The organism is Pedobacter frigoris (assembly GCF_005116445.1).
Taxonomy (GTDB): domain Bacteria; phylum Bacteroidota; class Bacteroidia; order Sphingobacteriales; family Sphingobacteriaceae; genus Pedobacter; species Pedobacter frigoris.
The window spans coordinates 34954-52490 of the sequence record NZ_SWBQ01000007.1 but is presented as its reverse complement, the minus strand read 5'-3'; the positions used below and the strand labels follow the sequence as shown (position 1 = coordinate 52490).

Annotated in this window: 8 protein-coding genes; 2 read left to right on the top strand and 6 right to left on the bottom strand. The window is 42.9% G+C overall.

Annotated elements, in window-relative coordinates; all coding sequences use genetic code 11:
• Positions 1 to 127 precede the first annotated feature (127 nt).
• The 3 genes from FA047_RS18965 to FA047_RS18955 all read right to left on the bottom strand — a co-directional run bounded on the left by FA047_RS18965 (position 128) and on the right by FA047_RS18955 (position 4260).
• Complete coding sequence (locus FA047_RS18965; RefSeq protein WP_136837672.1) at positions 128 to 1474, bottom strand: DEAD/DEAH box helicase; 1347 nt, start codon at positions 1472 to 1474, stop codon at positions 128 to 130.
• A gap of 70 nt (positions 1475 to 1544) precedes the next feature.
• Positions 1545 to 2891: an MFS transporter gene (locus FA047_RS18960; RefSeq protein ID WP_136837671.1), complete on the bottom strand. Its 1347-nt coding sequence runs from the start codon at positions 2889 to 2891 to the stop codon at positions 1545 to 1547.
• Positions 2892 to 2907: 16 nt separating this feature from the next.
• Positions 2908 to 4260 (bottom strand): APC family permease, encoded by a 1353-nt coding sequence (locus tag FA047_RS18955; RefSeq protein ID WP_136837670.1) that lies wholly within the window; start codon positions 4258 to 4260, stop codon positions 2908 to 2910.
• Between the two features lie 112 nt (positions 4261 to 4372).
• Between FA047_RS18955 and FA047_RS18950 the strand changes: the two genes are divergently transcribed.
• The gene (locus FA047_RS18950; protein ID WP_136837669.1) at positions 4373 to 6277 is read left to right on the top strand and encodes a DNA topoisomerase IV subunit B; all 1905 of its coding nucleotides are present in this window, start codon (positions 4373 to 4375) and stop codon (positions 6275 to 6277) included.
• A gap of 105 nt (positions 6278 to 6382) precedes the next feature.
• A complete protein-coding gene (locus FA047_RS18945; RefSeq protein ID WP_136837668.1) occupies positions 6383 to 8524 on the top strand; it encodes an ATP-binding protein in 2142 nt (713 codons plus the stop codon).
• On the opposite strand, the gene FA047_RS18940 is transcribed toward FA047_RS18945, so the two are convergent.
• The 3 genes from FA047_RS18940 to FA047_RS18930 are packed head-to-tail and all read right to left on the bottom strand — an operon-like array spanning position 8525 to position 17041.
• Positions 8525 to 9517, bottom strand: coding sequence for a YihY/virulence factor BrkB family protein (locus tag FA047_RS18940; protein ID WP_136837667.1), 993 nt, complete (start codon positions 9515 to 9517; stop codon positions 8525 to 8527).
• A gap of 7 nt (positions 9518 to 9524) precedes the next feature.
• Positions 9525 to 11846 carry a translocation and assembly module lipoprotein TamL gene (gene tamL, locus FA047_RS18935; RefSeq protein ID WP_136837666.1) on the bottom strand — a complete coding sequence of 774 codons (2322 nt, stop codon included), beginning with the start codon at positions 11844 to 11846 and terminating at the stop codon, positions 9525 to 9527.
• A 2-nt stretch (positions 11847 to 11848) separates the two neighbouring features.
• On the bottom strand, positions 11849 to 17041 hold the full coding sequence (locus FA047_RS18930; protein WP_225872796.1) for a translocation/assembly module TamB domain-containing protein: 5193 nt from the start codon (positions 17039 to 17041) through the stop codon (positions 11849 to 11851).
• Between the last annotated feature and the right edge of the window lie 496 nt (positions 17042 to 17537).

Genomic DNA, 17537 nt, shown 5'->3' with positions numbered 1-17537 from the left:
ATCTGAAACCATGTGGTTACAAATATATGTGATACCATTCGGTTACGCAAATAAAAAAAAAATCTGGCCTGACGCGATGGCTGGGACATAAAAAAAGCGCATACAAAGTATGCGCTTTCCTTTTATACTATGAGTTTGAGCTTTTTGGCTTATTCCCCCATCTTTTTCTGTTTCCTCCTCCGGCACCTGCGGTTTTCTTAGCGCCACTTAGGTTAGGCTCACGTTCTGTGCGTGCCGAACCGGCTCCTCTGTCTGCTCTTGGTGGTCTGGCTCCTCTGGAAGGTTTTGCTTTGCTCTTACCTTTCGCTGCTGCAGCTCCGCTCATCAAACTCTGCCAGCTCATGGCATAAGGATGATCTTCGGTAACAGGAAGTTTCAGGCCAATCAGCTTTTCAATATCATCCAAAAACTCTTTTTCTTCTGCATCACAGAATGAAAGTGCTGTGCCGCTTAGTCCTGCACGTCCTGTACGACCAATTCGGTGCACGTAAGTTTCAGGAATGTTTGGCAATTCGTAGTTGATGACATGCGTCAGTTCATCCACATCAATACCTCTTGCGGCAATATCAGTAGCCACTAAAATTCTTGTGGTTTTTGCTTTAAAGTTCGTCAATGCCCTTTGTCTGGCATTCTGAGATTTGTTGCCATGAATGGCTTCAGCTTTTACACCTACTTTAACCAGATCTTTGACGATGCGGTCTGCACCATGTTTGGTACGGGCAAAAACCAATGCAGTTTCAATGGTTTTGTCCTGCAGTATGTGCATCAACAAGCCTCTTTTGTCGTTTTTCTCTACATAAAAGATCTGCTGCTGTATTTTCTCTGCAGTTGATGATACCGGTGTAACTTCAACTTTAACAGGATTTCTCAGGATGGTATCAGCAAGTATTTGAATTTCCTTAGGCATGGTAGCCGAGAAAAACAAAGTTTGTCTGACAGTCGGTAACTTGGCAATCACCTTTTTAACATCATGGATAAAGCCCATGTCCAGCATTCTATCTGCTTCATCCAGCACAAAAAGTTCAATGTCCTTCAAGCTGATAAAGCCCTGGTTCATTAAATCTAATAAGCGACCCGGGGTAGCTACCAGAATATCAACTCCGCGGTGCAATGCATCAGTCTGTGCTTTTTGACCAACACCACCGAAAATAACCAGGTGTTTGATCGGAAGATTTTTTCCGTAAGCTTTAAAGCTTTCCTCAATCTGAATGGCAAGTTCGCGCGTCGGCGTCAATACCAAAGCTTTAATGGCCTTATGTATTTTCGTGTTCGTGTGCGGTTTACTCAGCAACTGTAGCATTGGAATTGCAAAAGCAGCTGTTTTACCAGTACCTGTCTGCGCGCAGCCGAGCAAGTCTTTGCCTTGTAATATAGATGGGATAGATTGTTCTTGTATGGGGGTGGGTTGTGTATAACCCTCTGTTTGCAGCGCTTTTAAAATTGGCTCAATCAGGTTTAATTCTTCGAATAACAATGTGTTTGTATTTTAATGTATAATTAAAGTGAAAGAATATCACTTTGTGGCAAAGGTACATATAATATTGTTATTCAGAGTTTTTACTTTCTTTAAACCTGCTGAAGAACAACAAGGCCAAAATACAGAGTACAAATCCCACGGCCCCGTTTAACCGAAGCCCATAATCGTGCCCCGGATCTTTGCCGTAAACGGTGAGCATTGCAAATACTGCAATACCAAGCGTCTGACCAAGTTTCACAAAAAGGTATTTCACCGCAAAGAACATCCCTTCATGATTTTCACCGGTTTCAAGGGTGTCTTTCTGAGCAATGTCGGCCAAAATCGCATTCGGAAGTATACCCAGAGATGCCAGTGGAAAGGATGCGAAAATAACCAGGATGTACATTTGCATGGTAGGAGAAAAGGGTAGCCTGCCCAGGAAATAGATCGTTACGAATATAAGACTGAGTATTGCAAATGCGACCAGTACCAATGGCTTCTTCCCAAACCGTTTAGAGCCATAATTGATAAAGGGGTAGAAAGCCAGCGACAGGATCACCATAATGCCCATAAATTTTCCGCCATCTGAATCGGGCAGTCCTAAAAGTACGGTAACGAAGAATAAAAGTCCGCTGGAAATGATGCTTAGCGCGATGTAGTACGCAAAATCCGAGATCAGGTAGTATTTGAAGTTGCTGTTCCGGAACGTGTTTTTTATCGCAGGCAATAACGGGATATGCGTCGGCTTACCCTCTGTATATTCCTTTTCGTTGATGAATATAATGGGCAAAGTCATGACCAATCCGGAAAAGATGCTCAGTCCAAATATGGTATATTGAAGTGCCTGAGACCTGTCGGTTACATGAAAAACCTCCTGAATCAGGTCTGCATAGTTGTTGCACAATGCACCGACAATCATTCCCAGGACAAATCCTACCTGCTGGTAGGTAGATAGTTTCACTTTCTGTTCAGTGCTATGGGTCAGTTCTGCCAGCAATGCATTATAAGGGATGATATAGGTGGTAACCGAAATGAAAAAGCCGGCAAGTACAATGGTAAGCCACCAGGCATTGAGGGTGCTTTCGCCCTTTACCATCGGAAAAAAGACCAGCGAACAGCAAATTACTGCCGGAATAATGGCCCATTTCATAATCGGTATGCGCCTTCCTTTTGGGTTTTCGCTGGCATCACTTAGGGATGCGATGAAAGGATCGTATATGGCGTCGAAAAGTCTTCCTGAGGCCGCAATCAATGACAATATGTTAAATGCACCAAATACTAGCAACTGGGGTACCAGCGGCGTCAGTCCTGAATGATTTGGCGGAAGATAAAAATAAGGCAGCATGACAATGATGATATTGGTCATGATGCTCCAGCCCATCATTCCTGCTGAGTAAGCGATCTCTTTTCTTAAAGGCAATTGTTTTATCGGCATGGTATTAAAAAAGGTGTTATGTGCTTTGGTGTTTGTCCTTATTGAAAAATCTGCTAGTAAAATATATCAGGATAAATCCTGCAAAAATCAATAATCCATTTGTAGCCGAAACAGGATCATCGTAGTATATGCTAATGGCTACGAATGTGTAGGCCGCGATGAAAACCAGTGGCATTAGCGGATATAAGCTCATGCTGTAAATGGTTTTTTTATCGAGATGCGCTGTCCTTTTTCGTAGGAAAAAAATCGTGGCCGCTGATGTGGCCATGCCAATACAATCCAGGAAAATGGTATAGTTTAGAATCTTGTCGAAAGTCTGCGCATAGAAAAGTGTGAATACAGCAATAATGGCGAAAACGGTGAGGCTGACAAACATCACGTCGGTCTTTTTACTCTTCCTGGTGAAAATTACCGGCAAGGCTTTTTCTTCGCCCATTGCATACATAGCCCTCGGATTGCTCAGCAGGTTTACATTTACATAGCCCAAAACGGATAGGTAAATGAGTCCGGATAGCAAGGTAAAGCCCGCCGGACCGAACAATTTGCCCGCAAGTATCGCTGCAATGCTCTGCGCTGTTTTCAATTCCTCAAAACCGATGATCTTTACATAGGCATAGTTTATAGCCATATACAAGGTAATAATGATCGCCAATCCGATGATAATGGCTCTGGGGATTACCTTGCTTGGATTCTTTGCCTCTCCTCCAAAGTTGATGGCCTGCTGGTATCCGCCAAAAGTAAAGGAAATGCCGATCAAACAAACGCCTAGTGCTTTTCCATAGTCAAACCAGGAGGGCGCAGCACCAGATGAAGTTTTAAAAACCGGTATAGCAGATTCCGGACCAGGACCTGTAAATACAGCGCAGATCAGTACGAGTACCATTCCGATCTTAATAACGGAGAGTATATTCTGGGCACGTGAACTGACTTTCAGTCCCATCAGGTTTAATACGTAGAACAAACCTATGGTGACGGCCGCAATGATGATCCTGTAGGTTTCTGTTTGCAGTTCGACAGGTAAGATCACTTTGCTGAAGTATTCTGCGCCAATGATGGAAACTCCGGCCACTGATCCGGCATTGGAAACCACAATGATGCAATTGATGGCAAAAGCAATAGAAGGGTGGTAGAATGCAGAAAATATCTTATAGTAGCCACCCGTTACCGGGAAGCGCGAACCGATCTCTGCATAGGTGAGGGCGCCGCAAAGTGCAATGATCCCCCCGGCAGCCCAGGCGAGAAAAAAGAGCTCAGGTATTTGTGCTCCTCTGGCGACATTAACGGGTGTGCGGAATATGCCCATCCCAATCACCAGACTAATTACAATCATAGCCAGGTCAAATAAGGAGAGCTGTTTTTTGGGTAGCATGCTAATCAGAAGTTTAATTGTTTGAATATACACGAAAATGTGTATTTGTTGAAACTTTGTAGTTGATTCACGGACTGAATAGATTAAATTTGTTGCATACACCCGATACATCATGGCTGAACCTATTTATAACGACGACAGTATACGCTCACTCGACTGGAAGGAACACATCAGGTTACGTCCTGGTATGTACATCGGTAAGCTGGGTGACGGCTCTGCGCAGGACGATGGAATTTATGTATTGCTCAAAGAGATCGTCGATAACTCTATCGATGAGTTTGTAATGGGCTCCGGACGTACCATCGACATCACGGTGTCTGATTCCAAAGTCAATGTTAGGGATTATGGAAGGGGTATTCCGCTAGGTAAGGTGATCGATTGTGTATCTAAGATCAATACCGGAGGAAAGTACGATAGCAATGCCTTTCAAAAATCTGTAGGGCTGAACGGGGTAGGTACCAAGGCGGTGAATGCTTTGTCTACCGCTTTTATGGTGCAATCCTACAGGGATGGCAAGACCAAGAAAGTGGAATTCTCAAAGGGTGAGGTTGTGGTAGACAATGAAATTATTGACACCACACAAAGAAATGGTACTGCCATTACCTTCTACCCGGACGAAACCATTTTTAGAAATTACCATTATATCTCCGATTTCGTGGAAAGCATGATCTGGAACTATGTATTTCTAAATACAGGGTTAACCATCAATTACAACAACCAGAAATTTCTTTCTGAACGTGGATTATATGACTTGTTGAGTAAGTTTAACAAGCCTGAAGAGGTGCGTTATCCGATCATTCATTTGATTGGTAATGACATTGAAATCGCGATGACTCACGGACAACAGTATGGTGAGGATTACCATTCATTTGTAAACGGTCAGCATACCACTCAGGGTGGAACACACCAGGCCGCATTTCGTGAGGCAGTGGTAAAAACCATAAGGGAATTCTATAAAAAGGAATATGATGCTGCCGATGTCAGGTCGTCCATCATTGCTGCCATTTCGGTAAGGGTGCAGGAGCCTGTATTTGAGTCGCAGACCAAAACCAAGCTGGGTTCACAAAACATGGGACCGGAAGGGCCTTCTGTGAGGACTTTCATCAACGACTTCGTTAAAAAGGAACTGGATGATTACCTGCACAAACATCCGGAAGTAGCGGACGCGCTGCTAAAAAGAATTCTGCAATCGGAGCGTGAACGTAAAGACATCGCCGGGATCAAGAAACTGGCCAATGACCGTGCTAAAAAAGCCTCCCTACACAATAAGAAACTGAGGGACTGTAAAGTCCATTTCAATAGTAACCACGAAAAGAGGTATGAAACTACATTGTTCATTACCGAGGGTGATTCTGCTTCTGGATCCATCACCAAATCGAGGGATGTAGATTGTCAGGCCGTATTCAGCTTAAAAGGTAAGCCCTTAAACTGCTATGAGCTGACCAAGAAAGTGGTTTATGAAAATGAGGAGTTTAACCTCCTGCAGCACGCGCTAAACATCGAAGACGGACTGGATGGCCTGCATTATAACAACATTGTAATCGCCACAGATGCTGATGTGGATGGTATGCACATCAGGTTGTTGATGATGACTTTCTTTCTGCAGTTTTTCCCTGATCTGGTAAGGGCAGGGCACGTTTATATCCTGCAAACGCCATTGTTCAGGGTACGTAATAAAAAGGAAACCATTTATTGCTACAGCGATGACGAGCGCAGGAAGGCAATTCAAAAACTAGGCAACAAGCCTGAGATCACACGCTTTAAAGGGTTGGGAGAGATCTCTCCTGATGAATTCGGATTATTTATTGGTAAGGACATCCGTCTGGATCCTGTGATTCTCAAAGACCAGACGATTAAAAGCCTGCTCGAATATTACATGGGAAAAAATACACCCGACAGGCAGCAGCACATCATCCGTAACCTGAGAATAGAGAAGGATACTATCGAAGAACTGGTGCCTGAGTTAGCACAGGGAGCTGTTACTGAAGAAGATGAATCTGCACTTGATGTAGCGTAATATTACATTAATATAGACTGGTTTTAATTTTTTTGCGGTATACTTGTAAGCTGATCGAATCCCTGTTGACAATAATTGTTGAATTCTGCAGTTTTTACTGTAGCTATGGATAAAGTTATGCCGTTTAACGCTAATAAAAGATCGCCGTTTCGCTATTTCCTCATTGTATTTTTAATACTAATACTATTCCTTTTTGCTTTTTTTCACTACCTCAGAAATGCAAAAGTAAATTCACTCAAAGAGAACATTACTGAACTGATCAAACTTCAGGAAGACTATTCAAAAATAGACAGCTGTATCTACATTCTTTACAACGCTGAGAATAATTCACGGTTGTATACTGTTACGGCAAATAAGGAATACATCAAAGAATTCTCGTCGCAAATTCAACGGGTCTCTACATATGTTGCAGACCTTAAATCTGAATCGGAACAAAAAAGAGCAAGGTTTAAAGGGCTGGTGGAACAAAAGCAGATCCAGACGGAGAATTACATGCGGCTTAGAAAACTAACCGACAGCCTGGTTGTGGGTTTTCTTAAACTTGGCCTGATGGATAGGAAGGAAGGACCAAAATTAGCTTTCCCATCTATAAAAAAACCTTATAAAGAAGTTGTAAAGCTTGATACTATTAAACACAAGACTCCCCCGAAAAGAAAGCTTTTTGGCAGGATAGCAGATGCAATTTCAGGTAAAGGCAAGAAGGACAGCTCGGTTACCATCATTAAAACTGAGGTCACCAATGCTGGAAATGAAGACCTCGCCAGGGACATCAAAGCCTATAATGAAAAACAACTGAAAGGGATCAGGGAATATTACAGCAGTTTATATGATAATTCCAATAGGCTTAGGGCTGAAGAAAAATCTATCCTGTTGTTAAACAGCAGGCTGATCGCAGAGATCGTATCCATTTTGCAGTCCTACAAGCAGGATGAAATAGACTTCATCATGAAGAGCAAGGCGGCTATGGCAGATGAGCTCGAAAGCGAATTCAAATCCCTCGACAGCATAGCCATTGTGAATGGAATATTGCTGATTAGCCTGATTGTAGTCATCTTATATAATATCTTTAAGATGTTTAAGCATGAAAAAGTATTGGTAAGCCTCAATAAAAGGGCTGCACAGGATGCCCATTCTAAAAGCAGGTTCCTGGCAAATATGAGTCATGAAATACGCACTCCTTTAAATTCAATCGTCGGTTTTTCAGAACAGCTGAGCAGTAGTGAACTCAATAAGGAGCAGACCGACCAGATTACGGCCATTCGAAATTCCTCAGAGATGCTGCTGGAGGTGGTCAATGAAATCTTAGACTTTTCTAAGTTTGAAGTAGGGAAGATAAATTTTGAACACGCAACGTTTTCACCACAGGATGAAATAGCTGAAGTATTCAGCAGCATGAATGTGCTTGCTGATAATAAGAACATCGAACTCATCAATAAAATGTCTCTGGATAAAGGTATTGTGTTGATGGGTGACAGGTTCAGGTTGAAACAGGTGGTAATGAACCTGCTTACCAATGCGATTAAATTCACCTCAAACGGACACGTTACCTTAAGGGCTCAACTGTTGCCGGAGGGCAAAAAACAAGGTATTCTGAAGGTGCAGGTAGAGGATACCGGTATAGGAATGGCCAAAAGTGATCTGGACCTGATCTTTGATGAGTTCGCACAGATCAATTCGCCGGCGCGGGCAGCGCAACAGGGTACAGGACTGGGATTGGCCATTTGCAAAAAGATAGTCGAACTACAGGGTGGCGAAATTAAGGTAACAAGCGTACCGGGAAAAGGATCGGTGTTTAGCTTTGAGATTCCTTATGAAATAGCGGAAAAGAAAAAAGAGGTGACAGCTGAGGCGAAAGCAGCATCAAGTAATGGAAAGCTGGATGGCAAGAAGGTGCTTCTGGTAGATGATAATAAAATGAACGTATTGCTTGCCCAGACCATTCTTAAAAAATGGAACATTGCGTACGACAGTGCCTACGATGGAAAAGAAGCATTGGAGTTATTTAAGAAAAACCAGTATGACCTGGTGCTTACAGACATCCAGATGCCGATTATGGGCGGTGTAGAGCTTACCCATGAAATCCGGTACAATGGCGATTTTGCCAAATCAGGAGTACCGATACTGGGAATTACTGCACATGTGATGCAAGAAAACAGGGATATCTATTTGAAGGCTGGGATGAATGATCTGGTGCTCAAACCTTTCCTTGAAAAACAACTGATCGATCAGATTACGAAGTACGTCTAACTATATCCTGGTATCCTCAGGGTGTTGCGGAGGAAGTACCTCAACCTTTTTCTCTACGACGACAATTTTAGTGTGTACCGCATATTTGCTGGGAGAGATGCCATTGGCATACCGTTCGGCATAAGCCTGTGTGAATTCTGCGCCGAAATAGAGAATGATTGCCGTATAGTAAATCCATACCAATATTACAATGAGCGAGCTGGCGGCGCCAAAGGCAGAGCCGGGATTTCCTTTTTCAATATAAATACCAATCGCATATTTACCCAGGCTAAATAGAATGGCGGTAAATAATGCACCAACTATAGCCGGTTTCCATTTCAGGTTTACGTCTGGGAGCACCTTAAAGATGATGGCAAAAATACTGGTTACCACAGCAAGCGTAAGCACATTAGTCACAACCAGCATCAGCAATTCTGATACTTTCTCAATTCCTATTTTAGAAGCGTAAAGCCCAAGCTTACCACCAATACCAACCACAATACTGTTGATTACCAGTGAAACCAGTAGAAGGAACCCAAGCGAAGCAATTAAGGAGAATGACAGCAATCTGTTTGTTATCAGTTTCTTCCAGCCCCTTTTTGGAACGGCTTTTACTTTCCAGATCAGGTTGATGCTGTCCTGTATTTCAATGAATATTGCGGTAGCACCAATAATCAATGTTACGATACCAATCATCAGACCTAATGTACTTTTCCCCGAATAGTTCGCATTGTTTACAAATGCACGGAGCTGCGCAGAGGCATCTGTACCGATCATGGAGGTGATTTCACCATTGGCGCCAAATAGTTTATCATTAGGGTCCATACTGTCGCCCAGAAACAAGCTCGCTGCGGATATGATGATAATGATCAGCGGGGTTAATGAAAATATGGTGTAATAAGCAAGCGCCGCGCTCAACTTCATTACCCGGTCTTCCATAAAGCCCTTTCCTGCTGCTATGAATAAGTGAGCTGTCGCTTTAACAAAATGAATCGCTTTTTTTAAGAATGTCATACGCTTATTAAAAAGGGTATCCAATACCGATGTTGTAAATTAAATTGTCTTTTCTCCAGGAGCTGCTGCCGAAGTCTATTTTGTCAATAACCCAGCGGTCGCCCGGTGGAAGATACGGTTTTCTAAGTGGGAAAGCCACATCCAGTCGGATCACGAAGATAGTAGCATCTATCCTTAAACCCGCTCCGGTACCCACAGCCATCTCGCTGAGCGCCTTGCCTGGCCTGAACTTTACACCTTCGCGACCTGGATTAGCAGGGGCATCGTCTGTTGCCGGGGTAGGCGGATCTTCTCTTCGCAGCCAGACATTACCGGCATCGGCAAATAGCGCACCATGCAGCACACTTACGATCTTAAAGCGAAGTTCAGTATTCAGCATAATTTTAATATCACCTCCCTGATCTGCAAAGGCTGTGTCGGGAAGTTTATAGGTGCCGGGCCCCAGGGCTCTCGCCCGGAATGCACGGATATCGTTACTTCCACCTGCAAAGAACTGCCTCACATAAGGCAATGCCCTGCTGTTTCCATAGGCAAACCCATAGCCTGCATTGAAGCGGTTGGCCCAGGTGATTCCCTTTGTTAATTTAAAGTAGTCCCTTATGTCAGCTTCCAGCCTTATAAATTGTGTAAGTGACGTGTTCAGCAATTCCTTTTTACCCTGATCGTTTTTAGGGACTACCAGGCCTACCAGATTACCGCCGGTCTCTACACTACCATTAAAGTATAGGTTGTTCCGGCGTTGATCTTCCATTTGATTGGTGTACGTAAAATTGTAGTTGCTCCCAATAATAAACTGTTTTTCCAGCACGCCTCTCAAACCAAGTTGATATAAACTGTCCCTTTTTACAATATTCAGACTTGAAGGTTGTACATAGTTAATGGATATCGGATTAAAAGTATGCTCCTTGTATTTGCTTTCCTTGAAGTTGTAACCAAACTCACCTTTAATGGAGTTCAGGTTATAGAGTGATCCACGGCTCAGCAGCTGATAGGAAGCAGAAACAATGGTCTTTGGTACAAAAGCATTGGTACTGCTAAACTTAAAAAATGGAATCAGCAAACGCGGAAAGGTGAGTTTCCCTTCAGCAGTAAATGAATAGGAGTTCAGCCCCCGGGATTGTCCGCTTACCTGGGTTTCAAATCCTCCGCTCACACTTACATCAAGTTGTTCTGCTGCCTTGAATACATTCCTGGTCGTTTGGGTGAGCCTTATTTCTGAACCGACAAAATTATTCGACTTACTGGTGCCCACTACAGAAAACGTAAGTGAATTCTTTTTCATGAGTGTCAGGTATAAATTCAGGTCAAGCTGGTTGTTCCTGAAACTGTCAATAGGAAGAAAATCTGCCCGGACACCCTGAAAGGTGCCTATATTGACAAGTCTGTTTAATGACTGGCTATGGTCGGTCCTGTTGTATAATTCGTTTTTTTGAAAAAACACCAGTCTGTTAAATACCCAGGGTTTGAAGGTGTTCCGGTTGTCATAAATTCTAAAGTCAGCAAATTCAACAGGTTTCAGCTGTTTGAGTAGGCTGTCACGCCTTACATTGTAATTGGGGAAGATATTGATGTTGCGGATCGTATAGGGTTTCAGACCGGCATCGGGAGCAATCTCTTTCACACGCATTCGAATATCTACCAAATGTTTTCCAATGGTACTGTCTACCTGCACAATCAGGTAATCCGGACTGAAATAAAAGTATCCTTTTTCCTTTAGGTCATTGTCAATCCTGATCCGCTCATTTTTATAAGTTTCCAGATCATAATAATTCCCAACCTTAAGCAATGATTTTTCTTTATTTTGGTTGATGATATTAGCCAGGTTTCCGCTGTCTGCCGGAAAGGAAATGCTGTTGATTTTATAGCGTTGTCCCGTAACTGCTGTATAAATAGCCTTTCCTTTTTTACCTTTTACCAGTGTGTCGCCTGTTACTACCGACTGCAGGTAGCCCTGACTGATCAAATAACTGGTTAGTACATCATTGTTGTATTTTATTTTCACCTCACTGAGCAGTACCGGTGGTTCTCCCATTTTGGTACGCAGCCAATGCTTTATTCCTTTGTTTTTCTTCGGTTCACCAGCCAGGTTATAAAAGAACAGTTTGTATTTAAAACCTAGTATCGATTTGTTAGGTCTTGGTCTGGTTCTTTCCTCCAATGCACTTTTTACGGATTTCTGATCATCGATCCGGCCTGACGAGTCTGGATTGATCTTTACATCAGCACCGGTATATAGGATTTGTCCGGGCTTTAAACCGCGCGTACTGCTGCAGCCAATAAATATCAGCGACGAAAAAAAGAATAATAAAGCAATTTTATACCTGTCCATTTTTAGTTAGTAGTCTTTGTGGTGTCACGGGGCATGCCATCCCGGTTCAACTGTTGTTCTCTTGTTTCACGGTTTCTGTTTTCCTGTTCCCGCTGTTCGTTTTTCTCTCTTCTGGCCTTGCGCTGTTCTTTGGTTTCTTTTTTCTGGAAGATCTCTTTGAACTTATTATAATCTACTACCAATGCAAAACCAAGTCCTGTCTCAATGATCTGGCCTTCAATTATTCCCTCATTCTGATTGCGCCGGTAGGCCCTTAATCTGTATCTGCCATCTGCAGAAAGCATGTATTCCACATTCACGTTACCTGCTATATTGGTGGATTTCTCATTCGGGCCATCTGAGCCTTCAATCCCAAATGAACTACCAACTGTAACAGTAAGCCTGTCGTTTAGAAGTTTCTTGGATAGTCCTACCTCCAGATCTGTTTTTTGCTCCAATGCCCCGCTGGAGTAATCTTCCTGTGAGTTTAAATTGAAATTCAGATCTACACCCTGAATCAGGTCGGAAGCCAGGTTGTTCAATTGCTCTGTCAGTAGTTTACTTACGCTAGAGCGCGCCAGCGTAGATACGCCACCACCACCTCCGGCCAGACTTTGGAACGGATTTTCGGCAATAAACCTATTAAGCGCAAGCAAGGCAAATACCTGCTTGTTCAGTTCATTCTCATCCTGGTTCACCTGTAGTAATTTAGAATATACAGCCCCCGAAAGCGCGCCACGTTCGTTCTCAGGCAGATCCAAACGGAAAGAGATCTTCGGCTTCATCAGCTCCTCCTTCATCATCAGGTATACCTGGATGGGCAGTTTTGTTTTAGCCTGTATATTATTCTCATCATTCAACAGGTCTATCGGCGCAGCGTTTACCTCGTATAGCGCAGTCAGGTCTACATTCGCAGACATAGGGTCGCCGGTCCATACGATATAACTTCCCTTCACGAGTTTGAATTCTTTTTTACCCATCGGACCAACGGAAAGGTTATATGATCCGTCAGTGATTTCATAACGCCCGGTCAGACTGGTTTTACCGCTTGCATCCATCGTTGCAATCAGGTTGGCTTCGCCTTTTACTTTCAAAGCATCTCCATTTGAGGGATCTACTACTACATTAAGTTCCGCTTCCGGATCAATGTTTACTGTGGCATTTAAGGTCATGCCTTTGATCGGCGATTTTTCTATACTGTCGGTCTTCAGCGCAAGCTTTCCGTTAAATGGAGGTGCATCGGCATCAATAAATTGCACTATGCCTTCTTGGTCAATAATTGATGGATCACTGTTGGGCAGTGCAAAGAAGAATTTTGTTCCCTTTTCCACCGTCACATTCATGTCCACATCAGGCTGGTTCATATCGCCGCGAACTTTGATGTTACTGGTCAGATATACCGTGCCATAAATCATTTCATTGTCCTCCGCAGTAGAATTCAGTGCCCTGAAGTTATTCGTCCTGATGTCCATGTTGAATGCAAAATTCGTATAGTCTGTAGTACGGATGCCACCTGTTATCACCGCTTTCTGACCCAGGGAGTCCAATATGGTAAAGCTATCGAAATTCACTCCTGTATTGGTAAATCGGATGGTTTCATCCGGAATCCTCAGGTAGGAGTTAACATAGGTAGCGGTAAATGCCACCTGGTTAAAGTTAATGTCTCCTAATACTTTAGGTGATGATGTAGATCCTTTTACCGTCATCTGCCCGGTCACAGTCCCTGATCCATTTTTAATCTGGCCCATTGACAGGCTTTCTAATGCTTTAAGGTCCACCTTATCCAGATTTACATTCAAATCAAGCGCATTTTCTGTGTTTGTGTAGTAAAAACCATTCGCACGCAGTTCGTGCACGCCCGTCAGTGCCATGTTAACTTCATAGGCGTTCGCTGTGTTGTTGTTTACTGCGATGCGCAACGTACCCAATTGATCTTTCTGGTAGCGCAATTGATCGACTGTGATATTGGCTTCAAATTTAGGGCTAGCCATCAGTTCACTGATGCTAGCCGTTCCATTGATCACACCACCTACCAAAGCGCTGTCCTGCTTCGCAAATTTTGTCAGTGTCTCTATGCGGAAGTCCTTAAATTCTACCTTCACCGGAGAATTAGGCGTGTTATCTGCACTGTTGATGCTCAGCAACTGATTGCCTTTACTCAGGTTAAACTGGTGGGCCAGTATCCCTGATTTCCCAAATTGCAGGTAGTTTTCCGGTGCGATACTCCACTTTTCATAATCCAGCATTAGCTTATTCGGATCCATTGAAAACTGGTAATCTTTATCGATAGACTTGAAAATGCCGCCAATCACATACTTATCTTTTTTGCTGCCATCGCGTAGGTAAATATTCAGTCCTAGCTGGTTATTTGCGGCCTGTCCGCGTATTTCTGAATTGAACAGTGCGATGGACGGGCTCTGTAACCTGCCTACCGTCAGCTTGTAGTCCAATGTTTGTGCTTTATTTGCCACATCCAATCGCGTACTATCTACTTTATAGTCGCCATATACCACCTGCGGAAACCAGGCATTCAGGCGAAGGCTATCTTGTTGTGTATCTATCAAACCGGTCATGCTCGAAGGGGAGAAGCTAGTCAGCTCCGGAACAAAATTGCTGAGTAGTTTTGTATTATAGACATTTACCTTAAAGCGCATGCGCTGATCAGGAATCTGTTTTACTTCGCCGAAGGCATAATATTTATTGATCTCATTGATGATCGCAGTACCCATATTGGTAAGCTGGTATTTACCATCTACACTCGCACTCAGAATCTCCGATTTCAATGTCAGGAGATTGTGCTCCGCAGTTGCTTCGGAATGAATGTCGACGGTATCCATATTAAACCGCTGTCCGTCTTTTACAAACTGCAAACTACGCAGACTCACATCACCATTCAGGTAGTCCGGATCAGCCGTCTGTATATCGGCCGTCATTAAACCTGCGACCTTGAATTCACCCTTGCTGAAATTGAGCTTTTGCAAATCTACCTGCACCAGATTCAGATCAGCCTTTACAGACGGATATTTCCCTGACATATCTACAGCCGCAGTTAGATTGAAGTTTGCATTAGGGTCATCCATATTGCTCTTGAGATTCAGTTTGTTACGACTGTAGTCTCCTGTCAGGTACAGATCCCTGTAAGTGTATTTGTTGTATTGTGCGCTGATCACCTGGGCATTTACCTTCGCAGATGCAGTCTTCATGTCCAGTCCGCGGCCAGTCACCGTAGCCTTGGCAGTCACCCTGCCCAGCACAGAATCCTGTTTGAGCAGGCGTCCTACATTGAAGTTGTTTAAACTGATGTTCGCTGCATATTGCTCACGGCCCTTTGCGCCACTCATTTTGGCAGCCAGTTTAGCAGATCCCATATCGGTGAAGATATTGAAGCCCGTAGTAAAATTGGTCATGGAACCTTTGAAAATCCCATTTGCGCTAATGGCGTTGGGTAGTGTGATGTTGGCGGGCAGAGCGTTTTTAGGAATGACAACGAGTAGATCCTGCTTGGTCAGCGCAAACTTTTTAATCTTCAGATCCAGTACGGTTTTATTGATATCAGGCAGTCCTTTAGCCGTTCCGCTAATGTCGATCTGTGTACTTTTCAAACCATTTACCTGTAAGCGTGGGATAGAAAGGTTATTCAGGTACCCACTCATATTCGCATTTACCCTGATCTTTTCATTGCGGTAGGCCGCAGGAATGGCGTCACTGAAATAAGTCCCGTCTTCGAGACCTATGGTTGTATTCCTGACTACCACTGCCATCTTCACCCGCTCAGGGTGCTTAGTTAGGTCTTCCAGTGAAGTATAGCTTAGTGAAGTCGTGTTTTCTATCGAAGTATTCGGAGTTTTCAATAAGAAATTATCCACTTTGATGGCCTTATCAGAATACAGCACATTTCCCTGCAGTTTATCCAGCTGGAAACCACTTTTTTCTTTGAACGAACCACTTTTGACATTGACTTTCATGCCTTTGTCTGAATAGGCAAGCCCATCTGCGACCAATCCAAGCTTGTTGATTTGTAAATGATTAAAATCCATTCCCTTTGAAGGCTTGGCTCCAATCACATCGTATTGGATGTTGTTTTCTTCCAGACTCAGCGCGCCCAGAACAAAAGACAGCGGAGCTGACTTCGCTGCGGTGTCAGGGATCTTACCTCCTTTGATCGGCGCCACAGGTTTCATCGCAAACAGGATGTCAGACTTGTTCAGCTTCGCATCTCCAATATTGTATTTGCCGTTGGTCACATCGGCCAGAATTTTAGTAAGTGATAGCTCCTTCACAGCTACATTTGCCTTATTGGCTGATGAATTGAACGAGATTTTTGTGTCTTTCAGCTTCGCATCTTCTACTTTGTAGTTGTTGTTGGTTAGGTCTACGATGAGCTGTGTAAGTGCCAGTTTATTCAAGTCCACATCAGCATTCATACCCGAGACCTGATCATCAAAACCAATCTTAATGTTATTGAATGCAAAATCTTGTATTTCTACCAATGGGAGTTTCCCTGATTCGGTCTTGGCGGTATCAATGCTGTTTTCCAGGTGTGCCTGCAATTGGGTCAACGGCTTTTGTTGTAAATACTTAACCGAAGTGTTGCTTAATGAAAGATTCTTAATGACATAGTGCTGGTTATTCAGGTCGAAGTCTTTGATTTTGGCATTAAACTCACCAAGATTCAACCTCATGTCGTTACCCGCCACATCATCGCGGTAATTGATGCCTATGTCCTTGAAATTTACTTTGTCGATCGAAAACTTCAGGGTCGAGGCCGTATCTTTCTCAACCTGCTCCTCCGGTTTTGTCTGCTCGGACATAAAAGCGTCTACTAAAAAGGAAAAATTGAATGCAGTATCAGGATTAATGCGGGTTACATTGGCTCTGATCTTTTCCAATTCGATATTGTTGATTTCAATCTTATTGCTCAGCAGCTTAAATAAGTTAATGTCTACCGAAAGTCTCTGCGCATACAGCAAAGTATCCTTCTTTTGATCTTCAATATAGAACTTGTTTAAAACCACATCTTTAGGGAAGGCAATTTTGATACTTTCCAGGCTTACTTCTGTATTGGTCTTGTTTTTTAAGTAACCAATAGCTTTGTCTTTAACGAAGTTTTGAACCGCCGGAATATTTAAAGAAAGGGCAAGTAAAACCACCAGCATTATTATGCTGGCAATAATCCAAAGGATGATTTTAAGACTTTTGCGTATATATTTGTTCAACTGAAATAATTTGAAGGTTTTACAAATCAATAAATAACTAAAACCATGCCATCTGGGCTAAAAAGAATTAGTTATCCGACAATTCTACAATCGAAATAATTAATTTGTTTAAATATATTGTTTTTTTAATCAACACAAATCCATGATACTTTGTTGTTAAGGCACTAAAGAGGTGCTAATCGAGCCTGCAATTGGTTATAGCCTGCTTATGTTTTAATTGGGAGGTAAGCAGGAATTAACACGAATTATAATGGGAGTTTACACGCTCATTAAGCGGGTATAAAGCGTGTATACCCTTTGTTTACTCCCTGTTTACTCCGTGTTTAATCTAAACAAGGCTAGAACGGAAGGCGTGCTTGTCCAGGGCGCATTATCCAGCAAATTTAAGTGATCTTTTGTTTCCGGATAACAATGGATTGAAAGGCAGTATTTTTCAACCAGGAACTGTTAAAAACTTCTGTTCCTAAATTGCATTTCAACCCTTATATTTACAAAA

Excerpts from the sequence above, each read along its gene's own strand:
- FA047_RS18940 (WP_136837667.1), bottom strand. The coding sequence starts at position 9,517 with ATGACATTCTTAAAAAAAGCGATTCATTTTGTTAAAGCGACAGCTCAC.
- FA047_RS18945 (WP_136837668.1), top strand. The coding sequence starts at position 6,383 with ATGGATAAAGTTATGCCGTTTAACGCTAATAAAAGATCGCCGTTTCGC.
- tamL (WP_136837666.1), bottom strand. The coding sequence starts at position 11,846 with ATGGACAGGTATAAAATTGCTTTATTATTCTTTTTTTCGTCGCTGATA.
- FA047_RS18960 (WP_136837671.1), bottom strand. The coding sequence starts at position 2,891 with ATGCCGATAAAACAATTGCCTTTAAGAAAAGAGATCGCTTACTCAGCA.
- FA047_RS18955 (WP_136837670.1), bottom strand. The coding sequence starts at position 4,260 with ATGCTACCCAAAAAACAGCTCTCCTTATTTGACCTGGCTATGATTGTA.
- FA047_RS18950 (WP_136837669.1), top strand. The coding sequence starts at position 4,373 with ATGGCTGAACCTATTTATAACGACGACAGTATACGCTCACTCGACTGG.